This window comes from Streptococcus sanguinis (assembly GCF_026781265.1).
Taxonomy (GTDB): domain Bacteria; phylum Bacillota; class Bacilli; order Lactobacillales; family Streptococcaceae; genus Streptococcus; species Streptococcus sanguinis_T.
In genome coordinates, this window is the sequence record NZ_JAKUVC010000002.1 from 69,703 (window position 1) to 87,625 (window position 17,923).

Below are 17,923 nucleotides of genomic sequence, written 5' to 3' on the forward strand. Positions count from 1 at the left end.
GTAAATGCCTATGGAAATGAACAGTCCAGCCGTGACATTTATGTTGCAGTACACGGAGGCAAATAGTGGATTTGTAGATTACACAAACCGTTCTGAAGCAGTCAAACAGGATCAAGAATTAGCTCTTGAAACTCATCGTCAAGAAATCGAAGGATTGACTGAAGAACAAGTTTTGGCCATGCAGGCAGCGGTTCCTGAACTCAATCTCAATTTTAGAGACTACCTGAGTTATATGAACCGTTCTTATGCGACAGAAAATCAATCAGAGGAGCTAACGGCTATCTTTACAGCAGATGCGAATTATCTTCAAAGAAGCAAGGTCAATGAGCTAAAGGAAAATCTTGAAACAGCTTGTCAAAACGGCTCCCTTCTTTGGCAGGGAGTAATCTCTTTTGATAATGCCTTTTTGGCCCAACAGGGGCTATATGATATTGCGACGGGTCAGGTTGACCAGCAGGCTATCAAATCGGTGATAAGAGACGCCTTGCCGAAAGTGATTGCTAAAGAAGGACTGTCAGACTCTTCTTTTTGGTGGGCCAACATTCACTTGAATACGGAGAATATTCACGTCCATTTTGGGCTGTCTGAGCTTCAAAGTGCCCGTGAAAAAATCTTTTATCAACCGAGAGGGCGGATGGAGTATAAAGGCAACTTTTCGCAGAAGACCATTTCAAAACTGAAAAGTGATGTGTTTCACGGGTTGCTTAATGATCAGACTCGCAAGCGCCTCATCAGAAAAGAGCAGATTTTGGCGAACCTAAAATCCAATCTTGTTGATCAAGTTTTTCATAATCAACAGGTGACTTCTTCAGCTGAGAAAAATTTTCTGGAGCAGGCATATAATCATTTGCCGCTCCAAAAAAATTGGCGCTATGGCTCGAATGCCAAAGACTTTGCGGTTAGTAAATTTTTCCTGGATAAATATATTGACTCTTACTTACAGAATGAAGGGAAAGAACTTTATCAGGAGTTTATGGAGGAGACCAGAAACTTCTTGGGACTTTATGATAGGGCTTATTTAGCTGGAAAAAATCAAACGTATGAACGTGTCCGAAAGGTGAATGGCCAAACGGTACGATCAGAAAAACAGGCCAAAGGCTATGACTTAGAAGGTGTGATCCATCGGCGGGAACTGGAATTGAGAGAACGGCTAGGAAATCGTATTCTACGCTCTTTTAAAGAAGCGGCCCCGCAGATTGAAGACGTTCAGCTGGAAAAAAATTTGCCAGATTTTTCTAAAGGCAATCAAAAGCGTATTCTCCAGCAGTTTCCAGAAGCCAGCTACTTAAAGTCCTTAGCTGCCTGGGAGAAAAAAGGCTACAGTCCCAAGGAAGGGATGCAGCCGATTGAAATTATAAAGCCAGTCTATAAAGAGTATGATAAACATGGAAATGGGATTGGAGAAATGAGCTTTGAGACCAGCTATGTTTACGACATCAAACAGATGGAAGAAAATATCCTGACTAAAAGGCTGTCTTTGAAAGAATTGTCTCTCTTTTCTTCAGCTGAACTACAGGAGCTTGTTGATGCGGCCAAAAAGAAAGAAAATCAGACGGAGAAAGAAAGGCAGGAGCTGGGGACCTTTCGCTATGCTCTAAAGTTAAGTAAGCTAGAAGAGCGTCAAAAGGCTTTACTAGTCAGTCAAAAGCTTCTTCACCAGGTGCAGCCTTTACGGTCTGATCAGCCTTTTCTCCAGTTAAAACAAGAAAGACTGGCCACAGAACTAAAACTAGTTGAACTACAGCTGACACCAAACTATCGCTTGTCTAAGTCTGAATTGGAACTAAAACAATCACTGAGCCGTCAGTTTGTAGAGAGCGTCAATCTCCCTATTTCTAAAGCAGATAGGGGCACTATCCAACTTCCTATCCGACACCTACAATCAGAGCTGGAAGCGTTGAAACCACTCCAGGATGAGGGGATCCTAATGTTGCTGAAAGGTTATCCTATTTCCAAGCAGGATTACAAGGAAGAGTTGGAGACACAAATCTCCATTTTCCAGGTGAAACATGGGATTTATAAAACCAATCAGAAGATAGCCCAAACCACGGATGAAGCTCAAATCAAAGTCTATAAACAATTCAATGCAAAGGAGTTTTCCAAACTGAAAGAATTGTATGGTAAATTACGACCTGAAGAAGAGGGACAAAAAGAAGCTCTTCTTCAGACGGTACAAAAACAGATCCAGTCTCAAAAACAAAACAGACGTAGCACCATCCAACAAACACAGGGCAGCCTGAAGGTTGATACTAGCTTTATGAGAAATCTGACAGCTTCTCTCAATCAAGCTCAAAGGAGCAGTCAAAAAGCCCTTATGGAAAGAGCTAGGAGTGATGAGCGAGAAGAACAGGAAGAACGCCGTGAAAATCGTCGTTAAAAGCCATTGGCAACCAATGGCTTTTTTTATGTTGACTTGTCCTGTTAGAGCAAGTTTTTTCATTATCCCTTAGACTAGAAGAATAAAACAAAAGAAAGGAGAAAACATCATGAAGCTATGTTTTCCAAGTGTGACAATAGAAGACTTTGACTTTGAAGCTGATTGGCTTGTCAAAGCGCTGGATAGTGAGACTCACCGAGTCCTTTTTGAGGGTCAAGGCAAAAATGCCGATCTTGAAATGACGATTGATTACCAGGCCAATCCCAAGGATTTTGAAGAACTTGCAGTAGGGGAGCTGGTTCAGCTGCCAAAAGAACTGTTTTTAGAGGCCGAAGAAGAACCTTTCCAGCCGATCTGTGAACCTTTTTAATACAAGAAAGGAGCTATTATGCCAGAAGAAACAAATCAACCTCAAGGAAACCGTGGCCGCAGCCGTCGAGAAAGAGTAGAAATTGCCCGTTCCAGAGATATTCTGGATGTCGCCAATGAATTGAATATGGAATTGGTACGAGATGGGAAAGACTATCGCTGGAAAGAACACGACTCTCTGGTAATTTCACCTGATAAGAACAAGTGGAATTGGTTTTCCCGCCATCAAGGCGGGGATGTGATTGCTCTTGTAGAAACTATTAGAGAGATCAATTTCAATCAAGCAATTGACTATCTCAACGATGGTACCTTCAAAGAGTTTACTGCTGTCGAGAGGGAAAAAGAGCCATTTCGTTATCATCTTCAACCGTATGAGCAGGACTTTGTAGAAGCCAGAAATTATTTAAAAGTAAATCGTGGTCTCTCTGATGAAACGATTGACTTCTTTTTAGAAAAAGGTGTTCTAGCCCAGGCTAATGCGATGCTGAATAACAGCGTGGAGCCTGTGGTTGTTTTTAAAACCTTGACTTCTTCAGGTGAAATTACAGGAGCTACCCTACAAGGCATTGAAGAAAATCGGGATAAATGGCCGGGTCGTGGCTTTGCCAAAAATATTATCAGAAATTCTGATGGAATGGATGGCTTGCATGTGGATATTGGAAAGCCTAATCGGCTCATCTTCACTGAAAGCCCAATTGATCTAATGTCCTATTATGAGATCAATAAGGATACTTTACAAGACGTTCGGCTTGTATCTATGGATGGTCTTAAAGAAGCTACGATTGGTCGTCATCTGGCCCAGCTTCAATCAGAATTATCAGGCCGTCCGCTAAATTGGACGCCTGAACAACTAGCTAAGGGTCTCCAAACAGCGATTGACAGTCAGTATTTTGCGGATGGGAAACATACTGATATGATTACTCTTGCGGTGGATAATGATACCGCAGGAAGAACATTCGTTGAGGAACTGAAAGCCAAAGGAGCAGCTGTTACTGTAGATTTGCCTGAACTAAAGCAAGGACAAGATAAAACAGACTGGAATGACGTCTTGAAAACTCAGAATGAACAACCGTTAGTTGATTTATCAGCTCTATCAGTAGAAACAGTAGAAAATGAAAATTTTTCTAATAATCCATTAGAGCCAGTTTGGAAATTACATGGAAAATGGGAAGATGAATTAGCAGAAAAAATTCGGGAAGATTTAGGTATTAACCATGAACTACAGGCATGGCAATTTGAAAAAGAAATGTCACGATTTATAACGACTGATTTAGACAAGTTATTCGCAAAACGTACCATATTGGAAAGGGATGCTTATTTTGCGGATAGTTCAACGTCTATCCGAAAAGAGATTGATCGTTTAGATGCACAAATACTGGAGTACATAGAAAAAGCCCCTGAACAAAGTCAGGAGCGCTTGATTGATAGGACCAGTGGTGGCACGGGGTCTTTACAGCTAGAAGCTGAAGGCAGTCCCACACCTGTACTTGAAACAAGCACCTTTGAGCAAACTGTTACCAGTCACCCGACATCATCCTATCCTTACCTTCATTTTAGCACAAATTATGATAACGTGCAACGGCGGATAGGAAATTATCACCCAATTACACCTTCTGATTTGAGGCGCTTGAATCAATATGCGCCGTCAATTCAAAGCACGGCGTCTTGGTACTTAAGCGAACTGGCTGGAAGTAAAATCAGTTTTGTTTATGCGGATAATGGAGAGGAAAACGTTCTTCAAGTAACTTTCCTAAAAGAAAACTTTATCCATCTTTCAGGGATTAGACCTTTTGAAGAAGGAAAAGGAGCTGCTGACTTCTTAGAAGATTTTGCGACTGGTCAAGGTCATTATGACAGTATGCTAGTCAGTAATGCAATTAAGGATAAGTTGCAGGTTCTTCCAATGTTTCAGGACATTTTAGAGCCACAATCCTTTGTTCTGGATGATTTGAGCAGTGTTGAGAAATTACACAATCTCAATATGAGCGAAGCTATCAAGGCAAAAGATGAAGATTTCTTGTTGCTGTTTAAAGACGCTGAAGGTGAAAAAATCCCTGCCTCTCTCATGAAACTCAAGGGAGAGCTTGCAGCTAATGTAAAATCGCTAGATGAAAAGGTTATTCTTGGTGTTTATCGAGAACGGGATAATCAAATTGAACAGTTATCAATCAATGAAGAGTTCGTTACAGATGGTGGAGAAGAAATGTTAGATAATCTAAAAAATCAACTGTCCTCTTTAAATGAACCAAGTCAAGAACAAAAAACCACATTATCTCCAGTTGAAAAAAATATTGATGCAGCCATTTTTACACAAGTACTAGATGACGCACGTAATGTAGGCAACTTTGTAGAACTCGGTGTGACTATACCAGAAGAGGCTAAGGAAGCTTGGGCTAAGTATATAGAGTTATCAGATGTATCTTCAGGAGATTTTAATACAATTGTTCTCAAAGCAGAAGAATTAGGTTTACTTGACAAAAACTCTAGTTTTTATCAAGAATGGCGCCTAGAAGATATTTATAATAATAATTATCATGTACGTTTTCAGTGGTTAGAAGAACAGGAGAATAATCTTAAATTACAATTTGAAGAACATAGCCTAGTTTCTTATCAAGACTTTGCTAGAAAGCTATACAAGGCTAATCAAGAAACCAAAAACAATACTGAAGCTAATATTTCTAAAATCAAATTTGATATTTATGCTCCAGGGGGAGAGATGATTAAAGAGGGGGTTCGATTTAATATTGGTGATGAAACTAAGCCAATTTCACAAATGCTAGGATTGGGCTATCGTCGTCTAAAAGGTCAACCAATACTAGCTAACATTGATGAGAATGTCCTTTCTCAGCTGGAAAATCTGGCTCTTAATCAAGAAATTTCTCATGAGGCTAACAATCCTCAAAATTCACTTGCTACTCCAGAAACAGATCTGACAGCTTCCCCTGCTGAAGAAAAAGAATTTCGCTCTCCTAAGCAGGAAACAAAGGGCCAGCTGGAACAACGGGTGAATGAAATTGTAGCAGATAATCAGAAAGCTGCTGAAGAAGTGGCCCCGGCTAAAGAGTCTCCAGGAGAAATTGATTACAGCCTGGTCTCGCCTCATGAACTGAGTGAAATTGCCTTTCAAAAAATTAGGGAGTTTACCCGTTCTCCTGAAGCCTTAGCTGAGTATATGGATTTCATGAGTAAATTTCCACAGCTCTCCCCAAGAAACGTGGCGCTTATCCAGGATCAATGGCAAGGGGCCAATGCAGTGGCGACGTATAACCAGTGGCAGGCACTAGGGAAAACATTAGGGATTAAGCCTGAAGATGTCATTGAGACCAGGAACACCTACACCAATAAGCGGACAGGTGAGACGAAAGAAGTTATTCACCAGGGCTTGTCTGTGAAGTCAGGTGAGAAGGCACAGATTACTCTGTTCCGTCCTCTCATGGCTAAAATGATCCCCGTCTTGGATGATCAGGGAAACCAGGTTAAGAACAGTAAAGGCAATCCGAAGTTCAAGAAGATTTCAGAAGCGACCACTCAAGAGAAAGCTTTGCTGAAGGAAGGAAAGTTGAAGGTGGTTCAATTCCAGGAGAGAGACCAAGAGACAGGGCTGCCTAAGTTCACCACTTACAAGGTGTTTGAACTTTCTCAAACAACCTTGAAGCCAGAGAGTTATCCAAAGGCTATGCCAAACCGTCAATACCAGTTTGACACTGATCAAGTAAAAACGAAAGAGGTATTAGATGGTCTATGTGATTATGCAGGGACTTTAGGAGTTCGTCTGTTACGGGATGAGGTTCATGAGCTGGGAAATGCTAAAGGGGCCTTTTATCCAGGAGAACAAAAAATTCTCCTGAACCCTAATAATTTACCTGGAGAACAAATTGCGACAACTATTCATGAGTTGGCGCATGCCACTCTCCATAATCCCAAATTTACCGCTCATTACAAGGAAGATGTGTCAACTCCTCGTAAGGAACTAGAAGCTGAAATGACCAGTCACCTGGTGTCGAAGCATTTTGGCTTAGATACGAGTGAGGCTGCCATCGATTACATGGCTGGCTGGACTAAAAATCTAACACAGTTGGATGATAAGCAGCTGGCAGAGTCCATGAAACGGATCCATCAGACCGTCTCAAAAATGGTTAAGCATATTGAACACCACACAAAACCTTATGAACCTCCCAAAAATAGATGGCAATCGCCAAATTTTCCCAAAAGCCCAACTAAAGGGCTGAAGCCTTAACAGTCAAGGTGCTTCCTATGCGGAGCGCCTTTTCTTGTTCAAGAAGATACACACTAAGTTATATAACTTAGTGAACAATAAAAAAGGCGCCTTTCTCAGCTGGAAAAGATTGAGTGCAGCGACTTGTCCTCTTAGAGCACGTTTTTCCATTATCCCTTACATTAAAGAAGTAAAACAAATGGAAGGAGAAAAAGATGCTAACAGTTATTCTGGCTGAGAAAGAAAGTCAAGCCTTAGATTATGCAGAGGCACTAGGAACCTTCACGACAAGAAAGAAAGTTCATATTATCAAACAGACACCCTTTCTTTCAGGTGAAGTGCATATAGTGTCCGCTGAAGGTCATTTATTTGAATATGGACTTCCAAAAAATAATTGGGATTTAACTAAACTCCCCTTGGTCGATGTCTCTTTTAAACAATTTCTCAAAAAAGACCGTACCTCAAAAGAAATGTTTAAACGAATTTATGAAGAGGTGACGGCTGCGGATGAAGTGATTATAGGGACGGACGCTGACCGTGAAGGGGAGAGAATAGCTTATTCCATTTTATCTCATATTCCTGAAGGTAAAGCGAAAATTAAAAAGCGTCTCTGGGTCAATTCCATGACAACAAGAGCTCTACAGCGAGCCTTTCAGAATATGAGGGATCCTCAAGAAACCTACAGCTTCTATTTAGAAGCTGAAGCTAGAGCACAAAGTGATTGGCTGGTAGGGATGAATTTATCTCCAATGGCCACGCTAAACCTTCAGAAACAGGGAATGCTCCCTAAAGCAAAGGGAAACAGTTTATCAGTTGGCCGTGTTCAAACCCCAGTCGTTCGTCTGATCTGCGAGAATGATCTGGCCATCCGAAACTTTGTCCAACAAACCTATTGGAAACTTCAGCTTGAAGATAAAGAAAATGAGGTAATCTTTACTAATAAGGATAAATTTACCGATAGCGACGAAGTTTTGGAGCTTTCCAGGAGCCTTGCTGATGTTGCTCTCGTTTCTTCAGTTGAAGCTGAAGAGAAGGCAAAGCCTGCTCCAGCACTCTTCAATCTTTCTGACCTACAAAGCTATGCGGCTAGACGTTGGAAGTTTGAAGCAACGAAAACAGAGAGGCTGGTTGAAGGGTTGTACTTGAAAAAATACTTGTCCTATCCTCGGTCAGATTGTCGTTTTATTACTGAAGATGAATTTAATTATTTGAGGCAGTACCTATCCAGCTATCAGGACACTATTCATTGCCATTTTAAGCCTTTTTTCTTAGAGCCTAGGGATTTTTATGTAGATCCTGCTAAAGTGGCTAAAAGCAGCCACTATGCCCTTATCCCAACGGAGAATATCCCTAATCTCCTAAGCCTTTCTCCAGATGAACGATTGATTTATGAGGCAGTCGTCAAACGATCTATTTTGATGTTTGCGGCTGACTGTCGGTATCAAACGACGACGGTTCAGCTGGAAAATAAGGGGCAAGTCTTTCAAACAAAAGGCAAACGAACCCTGGAACCAGGCTGGATAGAATGGAGTGATCTGCCTATCAAGAAAGATGTAGAGTTGCCAAACTATCGGTTGGATGATCCGGTAGCTTGTCAGATAACGATTGTAGACGGTATTACAAAGCCGCCTAAACGATTGACGGAAAGTCATCTGATTGGCCAAGTCTTTCCTAAATATGGTCTAGGAACACAGGCGACACGTGGAGCAGTTATTCAAACAATTCAATCCCGTGGTTACGTGAAAAAGGATAAGAAAACGGATCAGCTCTTTCCGACAGATAAGGGGTACTTGCTGATTAACTATCTATGGGATAATGAATTTTCCAATCCTGAAACGACAGGAGGCTGGGAGCTTTTTCTCTCCCAGATTGGCGAGGGAGCGATCAATCCCCGTGATTTTGTAAATGCAATTAAAGATAAATTAACAATTCAAATTGAGCAGGCCAAAGAAGGGAGGGCTGATACATGGTGAAAACTCCATTTTTGGAAAAATACACGGATAACTTATCGGCTAAAATTGCTAAAAAAGAAGCAGATTATGAGGTTTACGGACGAGATGAGGAAATCCAGAACGTCATTACTTCTCTTCGCAGGCGCACTAAAAATAACCCAATTCTGGTTGGAGAAGCGGGCGTTGGGAAGACTGCTATTGTAGAAGGGCTTGCTTTAGCCATTTTAAGAGATCAGGTGCCAAATGATCTAAAAGGCTTAACTGTCCGCTCTTTGGAGCTCTCCAGTCTAATGAGTGGTGACGACGGTGGTTTTATTCCTAAATTTAAAAACATCATTCAAGAAATGATTGCTACCAAAGGCCAAAATATCCTTTTTGTCGATGAATTTCATACTATTGTTGGGGCGGGAAGCCAAAACGGGGAGTCTCTTGACGCTGGAAATATTATCAAGCCAGCCCTAGCACGTGGGGAGCTCCAGCTAATTGGGGCTACCACATTAGACGAATTTCACGACTACGTGGAAACAGACCGAGCCTTGGAACGGCGGGTTCAAAAAGTTATGGTTGAAGAACCGACAATTCCTGAAGCGATCACAATTATTGATCAAGCTAAGGTAATCTATGAAGACTTTCATCGCATCAAAATTAGTCGAGCTGCCGTAGAAACGGCAGTCAGGCTCTCAGTTCGTTATATTACAGACCGCTTCCTGCCTGACAAGGCCTTTGATCTGATTGACGAGGCTGCCACTATTTCCTCAGCCGAAAACAAAGAGCTGGTCACCGAAAAAGAAATTGCCCAAGTCTTGAAGAATAAGACGGGGATCCCGATTACCACCATTCTAAAAGGTGATAATGAACGCCTAGCTGGCTTTAAAGAAAAGCTATTGAAACGGGTCAAAGGCCAAGATGAAGCTATTGACGCTGTGGTAGATGCTGTTACGATTGCTCAAGCAGGGCTTCAGGATGAAAATAAACCAATTTCATCTTTCCTTTTTCTTGGCCCAACAGGAGTCGGAAAAACTGAATTATCAAAAGCAGTGGCGGAGGCACTTTTTGATGATGAAGATGCCATGCTGCGCTTTGATATGTCTGAATATAAACAGAAGGAAGACGTTGCCAAACTGATTGGTAATAGAGGAACCAGGACAAAGGGCCAGCTGACTGAAGGAGTCAAACAGAAACCTTACTGTGTGCTATTGCTGGATGAAATTGAAAAGGCGGATGGTGAGGTGCTTGATCTCTTCTTGCAGGTCTTAGATGATGGTCGTCTGACAGATGCCACAGGCCGCCTTGTGAGTTTTAAAAATACGATTGTGATTATGACGACAAACGTTGGAGCGAAGAAAATCATTGATAAGGCGGAGCTGAAAGGCAACTTTAAAAATCTGACAGATCGGGAACGCCAACAGTTTGAACGCAGTATGGAAAATGTACTCCAGAGAGAGTTCCGACCTGAATATCTAAATCGTATTGAAAATAAACTGATTTTCAATCTGCTGGAAAGTGATGTTATTGAAGAAATTGCGGAGAAAAATCTATCAGAGATTGCGTTGCGGATGAAACGCCAAAATCTCACTCTATCCTATGACTCTAGCTTGATTGCTTATTTATCCGACGTGGGAACAGATGTTAGAAATGGGGCCCGTCCACTGGAACGTTTGATTAAGCGGAAAGTCTTGGCCCCTATTTCTGCTAAAAGCCTAGACCTCAATAAAACGACTCAATCTTACAATATCCATGTTTGGGTAGAGGGCGAGGCTCCAGATGGCAGTCACCGTGTCGATCAGCGCCAACTTCATTTTGATGTGACAGAGCCCCTGGAAGTTCTCTTCAGTTGAAAAAAATACTTCTTTTACAGTGACTTGTCCCTTTACAGCGAAAACTTTCATTATCTCTTACACTAAAGATGTCAATAATTTTAAGGAGGATTTCACATGAAACAAAAATTGACAAACACTCTTCAAACCGTTAAGCAAAAAACAAAACCTTTTTTTCTGATCTTATCTCTCTTCTTGACTGGGCTGTTGGCTTCTCCTGTCTATGCAGATGATCCATTCGCAAAAACTCAAAATCTCGCTCAACAGGGAATTTCAAAGATCCAGGGAATTGGGATTATCACCTTTGGTCTGGCTATTGTAGCGACTGGGCTTGCCTATGGTCTGGGCGGTCGCGAAATGAAGGCTGCTATCAAAAAACATTGGGTGGCTATTGCCATTGGTATTATCGCAGTAGCTGCTGGCCCAAGTATCGTGGAGTGGGGCTTTAACTTTGTGAAAAACTAAGAAAGGAGTCAGAACCTATGGCATTTAGCCCGTTTCAAAAAAACAAAAAATGCTTGATGACGGATGACTTGTTTTTAGAGCTTACCTGGGAGGAAGGTAAATCTCCTGAGGATGACAACGAACTGCTTGGCATTATTGAAGGGTTAGATAATAGCTATCTGCCAGAAGGACAGATTTCGGTTGAAGACTCTCTTCCTTATGTGAGTTTTTTGACGGCAGAGCTACTCTTTCAGGAACTGAAAAAAGCCTATGGAGAATTTGCTTTTCAGAAGGTAGCCGTTTGTCACCTGGAAGGGAAAGAAGCTGTTTCCGAAGGAGAAGTATTTGCCAGTCCCTTTGTGATTGGCAAAACCTATCAAAATTTGCTTATCCCATTAATCCAGGCGATTATGACAGATGAAGCTTTTAGAAATTATACTCATTCAGATAAAAAGGAATACTTTGAAAATCAAGTGTACCCTATTTATAGGCAAAGCTTAGGTATTCCTGAGTCGGCCCTCCCTCTCTTTCCAGCTGAAGGTGAAGCGATGGAACCTGTAAAAAGTTCCTATTTTACAACTCCACGGGAGCCTCAAGCGATGGCTTCTTCAAAACAGGTGACACCTCAGCCTGTAAATCTGAAAAAAGTTTATCTCCTGCTGGGAGTGATAGGGGTGTTGACGGCAGGAGCTTTGAGCTTGTCAATGCTATCTATCAGCCGCCTAACCAAACAAAACGAGCAGCTTCAGTATCTTTACCAGGAGTTGAAGCAAGAACAACACTTAGTAGCTACTGAACACCAGGTAGATGTATTCAATCGCTATTTCCTGCCAAACTATTATTCAGGAAATAAGGAAGCTCTGGCCCCGTTCCTAGATGCTGGAGATGCTAAGTACACCACTCCTAAAGAGGGTACTTTGCAGTCTGTCATCTTAGAAAAAATCACGTATGATGCTGAAAAGAAAAGCTATCAAGCAACCTATGTTTTATCTGTTAAACAAGGTGAAGAAGCTTCAAATCACCGCTTGAGTTTTTCTGTCAAAGAAGATAAATCTAGTACTTACGGCTTTGTGGTCATAACAGAACCGAAAGAAACAGATTATCTCAAGCCCAAAAAATAAATGAAAGAGGAACATATCTTATGAAAAAGAAACAACTTTTAGCTAGTCTAGCCATCTCTACAATCATTTTGAGTCAGGCAGGTGCTGTATTTGCTGCTGAGAATGTCGCTCCAGTAGATAACACTTCCAGTCCTTCAGTAACAGTTCCAGCCCCTTCAGCTGAACCAGGTACGAGTGTGACGCAGCCAACAGAAACCCCATCTTCAACAGATCAAACGAATCCCGTCGATGGAACGACTACCCCAGGAGTTCAGCTACCATCTGAACCGTCACAGCCAAGTACCCCTCCAAGTACGGTAACACCAAGTGACTCGAATACCCCTCCAACATCAACGGAGGAACCAACTAAGCCAGGAGGCAACACAACATCTTCTTCAGAAACGCTTCCAGCTGATGGAAAAGGTCAGACTGCTGAAGATCCTAAATCAAAAGATCCTGTGACCCCTCCTAGTCAGGATGAGCCAACAACTGTTCCAACGATTAACGGCGGTACAGCTACGATTACACCAAATACCAATACCCCAACTAATGACCCTACTATTTCTGCTCAAACAGCTGCCAGCGTGGGAGCTAGTCAGGTAGGAACAACTTCCCAGGTGACTGGTCAAGTTGTTTCTAACGTATCTCCGACTGAACCAATTTTTACGAACACGGGCTATCAAATTGTCTCTACACAAAATAGCCAAGTCGTGATTGCGACTGCGGATGGTTCCACTCAAACGGTGGCTCCTGAAGTAGTTGGCGCTACAGTTAATTCAGATAAAACAATTTCAGTTACAGATCAAGTAGGAAAGATGACCACTCTTCCATCTACAGGAGATAAAGGAAGTCTATTGACTGTCCTTGGAAGCTTGTTGCTGGGTGTAGGTACTTTCTTCCTGAAGAAATGCCGTGAGGCTAAAGAAGTCTAGAAAGGACAATTGCTTATGCAAACATTTATAGCTGATGGCCGTGTCTCTGATATTCCTCAAGATGCAGTAGGTAAAACTTCTAATGGGAATGTCAGCTTCAAATTTGATTTTGTGTGTGACTCCAGTCTCCTGGATGAGAACCGCAAGCCGACGCCTAGCTTCTTCCACGTTCAAATGTACGGGAAACAAGCAGAAGTGATGGCAAAAAGCCTCTCTAAAGGGTCTCCTATTTTGCTGAAGGGAGAAATTATCCAGCGGAGCTATACCAGTAAAGGCGGTCAGCGCCGCTCTTATCAGTATATTGCTCCTGCACAGTTTGACGGGATCACCTTCTTAGAAAGTAAAGATGCAGCGGTCAAGCGTCGTCAAGCTCAAGTTCCAGGAACTAATATTTTCCAGTCTGAACCAGCTCCAACTCATCAAGAAGCTGAAGGAAGTTCAGCTTACCCTATCCCCATGGATGCTGATGAACCTTTCTAAAGTTCAGTGCAGCACTTGGCTTTAAAAGCCAGGTGCTATTTTTATTGAATGGAACAAAAAATTAAATAATAAGTTGCACAAAAAGTTATATAACAACTTATTTACTAATGGGCGTTCCTTTTTCGCCTGGAGAAGGGGCTTCCTCTGACTTGTCCCGTTAGAGCAGGCTTTTTCATTATCCCTTACACTAAAGGAGTAAATCAAAAAGAAAGGAGTTTTGCCTATGGCAAAACAACAGACAGAACCAATAGCAGATGATTTGATGGCTGACTCTCTTCAGGCTGAAAATTATCTGAAGCAGGGGAGAACTTGCTCTCTGGCAACTATCCAGCTGGGATTGGAAGATTGGCTTCATCATTATTTGTATCGCTACCAAAAAGCCAGTCCAGATCTACGCTTCAAAATCTTTCTTTATTCCAGTTTCTATGACAGAAAGATTGTTCATGATATAGAAAGGGGTGAAGTGAATGAATAATAATTGGTTGGAGGTGATCTATTACACCATCATCCAGCTGGTCAAAGTCAATTATTTCAACTTGCTGATTATTGTAGCTTTCTTAGGCTATCTTCTTTTCCAGGTGTTTAAATGGCAGCGACCATCAATCAGGAGAGTTTTGAAGCAACTCACAAAAGCCTATCAGAATAGAGCAACTATCAAGATAAGAATTGTCCAAAAATGGAATAAGGTCAAAGCAATTGTTACAGGGAAAGAAAAAATTAACTGGAGAGGGTTCTTGAACAGTATCTTGACTTTTATCAAGCGATTGGTGGAGGTCATCCCAGCTTTTACTTTCTTATTCTTTGGAAATTTACTTTTTCGGATAGTCTATCTTTTGCCTTTTGTTAAACAAGAGCGAAAGCGATTTGATAAAGAGATGAAGCCAATCTTGTATTTCAATAGTTACCGTAGCTTAGTCCTCATGGGGCTGGGTTTCAGTCTGATTGCTTTTATGACTACTAATTATGGAGTGACGGTTTTGCGTGCTGCTATTCGCTATCTTTATTTTGCAGTGATGACCTTAAAAGACAATAGTCAAATGGCTGAATTTGATACGGACAGCCTCTTAATCCAAAATCTCCTGAACGTCCGAGTCTTTGTCCTAGCGCCTATTCTTACTTTTCCGCTTTTGATTGTTGGCTTGATTATTGCCTGGAAATCGGCTTGGGTTAATTTCGAGCAATATCGCAGTTACAATAACAACGAGGAAGGAGATGATCGTTTTGCGACGGTTAAGGAGGTCCACGGACAATATAAGAAAGTGCCGAACAAGACAGAAATCTTCCCAGGTGAAGGTGGTGCGCCGGTTCTTCATGAAACTAGAAAAAATTTATCAGGACTTACTCTAGGAGCCCAAATGCTTTGGCAAAATCGCAGATTTAGCCGTTATTTACTCAAATCTGAGCGAGTGTTAGGCATGCTTGCGACTCCTTCTGGGGACTACTACATCGAGGATAAGCCTATTAATTTATTGGGGATTGGGTCAACCCGTTCTGGAAAAGGAGAAAGTGCCATTACAACAACTACGGATATTAACAGCCGAGCAGCCATTCCACCCTCAATGATCCTTGGGGATCCAAAAGGAGAGCACTATCAGTCCTCGTATAAGACGATGCGCCGCCGTGGCTATGATGTCAATGTCTTGTCTTTTCAGAACATGGATTGGTCAATGTCCTATAATCCTTTGGCTTTAGCGGTTGCAGCCGCTAAAAAGGGCTACTATGAAAAAACTCAAACTCGTGTCAATGCAGTATCTGAAGCGATTTACCGTAAGACTAAGCCAGGTATGGGGAACGGAAATGCTAAATATTGGGAAGACACTTCTATCTCTCTTTTCAATGCGATTGCGATGGCTTTGATTGATCGAGCTAATGAGACTTTTAAAAATGGAGAGACTGATGCCTGGGATACTGTGACCGTTAGAAATATCGCCAAATTTTTGACGGACTTAGGATCTGAAGAAGTCTTGGTGGATGAAATGGGAGAAGTAGTTGAGAACCCGATGAAAGACCAACAGTTGACAAAAAAATCCAAAATTACGGTTTATTTCGATAATCTGAGAAGTATCAATCAACGTCAATTCTCGAAGTTTCGGGAAATGGCTGACCTCAACTTCAGGTCGTCCGATTTTGCGGCTGAAGAAACCAAGGGCAATGTTTACTCAAGCATGATGTCAGGGATTAACCTATTCTTGCAAGACAATATCGCCAAGCTCACCTCCAAAAACTCGATTGATTTGGAGTCTATCGGTTTCCCACGTCGCTTATCCGTAAAGTTTCGATCTAGTACAGCTAACGCCATCTCTAATCAATTTGCGCATCAAACGGCTAAGGTCTCCATCTCTTCAGCGGATGGTAAGGGCATCTACGTGAAGGAAGCGGCGGCTCTGGTCGATGGTGAAGGATATTTAACCTATGTTATTGAGCCTAAATTGCCAGATCAATTTCTCGTTACGATTGACTTCAACCATCCGAATAATGGCCTTGGTTTTGAAAAGGAGATTTATCGTTTCTCAGCTGAAAAGGTCTATCGCAACCAAAGCAATGTCATCTATTTGGATGAGTACACCAAGAAACCAGTTCTGGACTCTATCAAAGTAACAGTGCTTGATAAACAAGCAGGTCACTTGCTTCAGGAAGAAGATGTTGAGTTGATTTACTCTGATAATCCAACCATCATTTACCTGGTGACACCGCCTAATCGTACCGAGTACAACAGTATTGTGTCGCTCTTTCTTGACCAGCTCTTTAATGCTAATTATGAGCTGGCTTTGTCCGCTGGGAGAAAATGTGTGAACCGCATCCTTCACATTCTGGATGAGTTTACCAATATCCCTGCCATCCCTCACATGGATACAAAAATCTCCATCTGTTTGGGACAGAATATTTTATACTATTTGTGGATCCAAAACTTGGAACAGCTGACTGATAAATATGGTGAGAACACAGCTAAAACTATCAAGGATAACTGTTCGCTTCAGATTTATATCAAGTCTACGTCTGAAGATACGAACTCAACCTTTAGTAAAGCGCTTGGCTATCGCACAATTACCAAACGCCGCAGATCTAGCAATATTTTGGATGAAGCCAATCCAAATGTGGCGATTGAAAACCCACGTCAGGAATTGCTGACGCCAACTCAGCTAGCCAAGCTCCAAGAGGGAGAAGCGGTCATTCTGCGTGGAGTCAAAGGACGGGATAATGCAGGCCGTAAAGTGACAACAGATCCAATCTTCTTGCACGAAAAGACCAGTCTTCCGTATCGATACATGTTCCTTCAGGAAGAGTTTGACCAGTCTATGACTTTTGCGGATATTCCAGTGGAAAGTCCGCACCGCAATCTTGACCTACAAGAAATAGCTGTAGGAGCTCAGAGGAGCTTTGATAATATCATTGACTGGCGGAGAGCACTAAGCAATCGGATTGGCTCAAACAGCGGGGAAACAGCCAAATTAGCGACTCGCTATCAAAAAGGGAAGCCGTCTCCTAACCAGCAATTCTCCTCTCCAGCTGAAATGATTGCGGCTGCAGCTGAAGAAATTCTCTATGACGGCTATCAGTATGAGGATATGGATGAATATGAGGATCTGTTTGCAGATGATGTGATGTAAGATGAGGTACAAAGAATTGTATAATAAGTTATATACCTTTTGCATTAATAAGATATATCTGCTATAATAAACTCAATAAAAGATAGGAGAAGTACTCATGAAAATGAAAAAGATATTTGGTGTTATGTTGCTAGGTTTCATGGCTGTGCTCCTTGTGGCCTGCGGCCAAAAATCCGCTGAAGATATTATGAAAACAGAATTGAAGGATAGTTACACTGGATACTCAAAAGAAGCTGGTTATGAATATCCTTTCTCAGCTGGCGGAGATACGTTGAAATTTGATAAGAAAAATCATGTTATTACTAACGGAGCTAATAATGAGAATAAGTTTCAAGTTCTTTCGGAAAAACAAGTAAAAGAATTGCCTTCCTCGTTTAAAGGTGCTTTAGATGAATTGGAAAACGAGCTAAAAGGTACAGATAATTTCACGATTGCAGTTGGGGAATTTGATAAGTTTGAAGATAAAGCTTTTTATCAAATTGTTCTCACGGATAGTGGGAAAACAATTCGCATAATTGAATTACGTCGAGGATATAAAGACGGAAATGCATTTTATGATTTCACTGGGAAAGCTGACTAGTTGTGTTATAAAAAGGAAGTCTCGATTTTGAGGCTTCCTTTTTTTGCG

The 17,923-nt window shown here is 41.6% G+C and carries 12 protein-coding genes; all 12 read left to right on the forward strand.

Annotated elements, in window-relative coordinates; translation table 11 throughout:
• Positions 1 to 10: 10 nt before the first annotated feature.
• On the forward strand, positions 11 to 2,377 hold the full coding sequence (gene mobP2, locus MK370_RS01220) for a MobP2 family relaxase (protein WP_105026031.1): 2,367 nt from the start codon (positions 11 to 13) through the stop codon (positions 2,375 to 2,377).
• A gap of 109 nt (positions 2,378 to 2,486) precedes the next feature.
• Positions 2,487 to 2,747 carry a hypothetical protein gene (locus MK370_RS01225; RefSeq protein ID WP_060971019.1) on the forward strand — a complete coding sequence of 87 codons (261 nt, stop codon included), beginning with the start codon at positions 2,487 to 2,489 and terminating at the stop codon, positions 2,745 to 2,747.
• 18 nt (positions 2,748 to 2,765) lie between these two features.
• On the forward strand, positions 2,766 to 6,983 hold the full coding sequence (locus tag MK370_RS01230) for a PBECR4 domain-containing protein (RefSeq protein WP_268683832.1): 4,218 nt from the start codon (positions 2,766 to 2,768) through the stop codon (positions 6,981 to 6,983).
• 194 nt (positions 6,984 to 7,177) lie between these two features.
• Complete coding sequence (locus MK370_RS01235; RefSeq protein ID WP_060971021.1) at positions 7,178 to 8,935, forward strand: type IA DNA topoisomerase; 1,758 nt, start codon at positions 7,178 to 7,180, stop codon at positions 8,933 to 8,935.
• Positions 8,929 to 10,752, forward strand: coding sequence for an AAA family ATPase (locus MK370_RS01240; protein ID WP_105025991.1), 1,824 nt, complete (start codon positions 8,929 to 8,931; stop codon positions 10,750 to 10,752). Before MK370_RS01235 ends, MK370_RS01240 begins: the two co-directional genes overlap by 7 nt.
• Positions 10,753 to 10,848: 96 nt before the next feature.
• The gene (locus MK370_RS01245; RefSeq protein ID WP_060971023.1) at positions 10,849 to 11,196 is read left to right on the forward strand and encodes a TrbC/VirB2 family protein; all 348 of its coding nucleotides are present in this window, start codon (positions 10,849 to 10,851) and stop codon (positions 11,194 to 11,196) included.
• A 17-nt stretch (positions 11,197 to 11,213) separates the two neighbouring features.
• Complete coding sequence (locus MK370_RS01250) at positions 11,214 to 12,296, forward strand: hypothetical protein (RefSeq protein ID WP_060971024.1); 1,083 nt, start codon at positions 11,214 to 11,216, stop codon at positions 12,294 to 12,296.
• 20 nt (positions 12,297 to 12,316) lie between these two features.
• Positions 12,317 to 13,207 (forward strand): LPXTG cell wall anchor domain-containing protein, encoded by an 891-nt coding sequence (locus tag MK370_RS01255; protein ID WP_105025990.1) that lies wholly within the window; start codon positions 12,317 to 12,319, stop codon positions 13,205 to 13,207.
• Positions 13,208 to 13,222: 15 nt separating this feature from the next.
• On the forward strand, positions 13,223 to 13,687 hold the full coding sequence (locus tag MK370_RS01260; RefSeq protein ID WP_105025989.1) for a single-stranded DNA-binding protein: 465 nt from the start codon (positions 13,223 to 13,225) through the stop codon (positions 13,685 to 13,687).
• 223 nt (positions 13,688 to 13,910) lie between these two features.
• Positions 13,911 to 14,162: a hypothetical protein gene (locus MK370_RS01265; RefSeq protein WP_105025988.1), complete on the forward strand. Its 252-nt coding sequence runs from the start codon at positions 13,911 to 13,913 to the stop codon at positions 14,160 to 14,162.
• Entirely contained in the window at positions 14,155 to 17,295 is a 3,141-nt protein-coding gene (locus MK370_RS01270) for a VirD4-like conjugal transfer protein, CD1115 family (protein ID WP_125356400.1), read from the forward strand. The genes MK370_RS01265 and MK370_RS01270 overlap by 8 nt, the downstream gene beginning before the upstream one ends.
• Positions 17,296 to 17,392: 97 nt before the next feature.
• Positions 17,393 to 17,875, forward strand: coding sequence for a hypothetical protein (locus tag MK370_RS01275; RefSeq protein WP_008809716.1), 483 nt, complete (start codon positions 17,393 to 17,395; stop codon positions 17,873 to 17,875).
• The last annotated feature ends 48 nt before the right edge of the window (positions 17,876 to 17,923 follow it).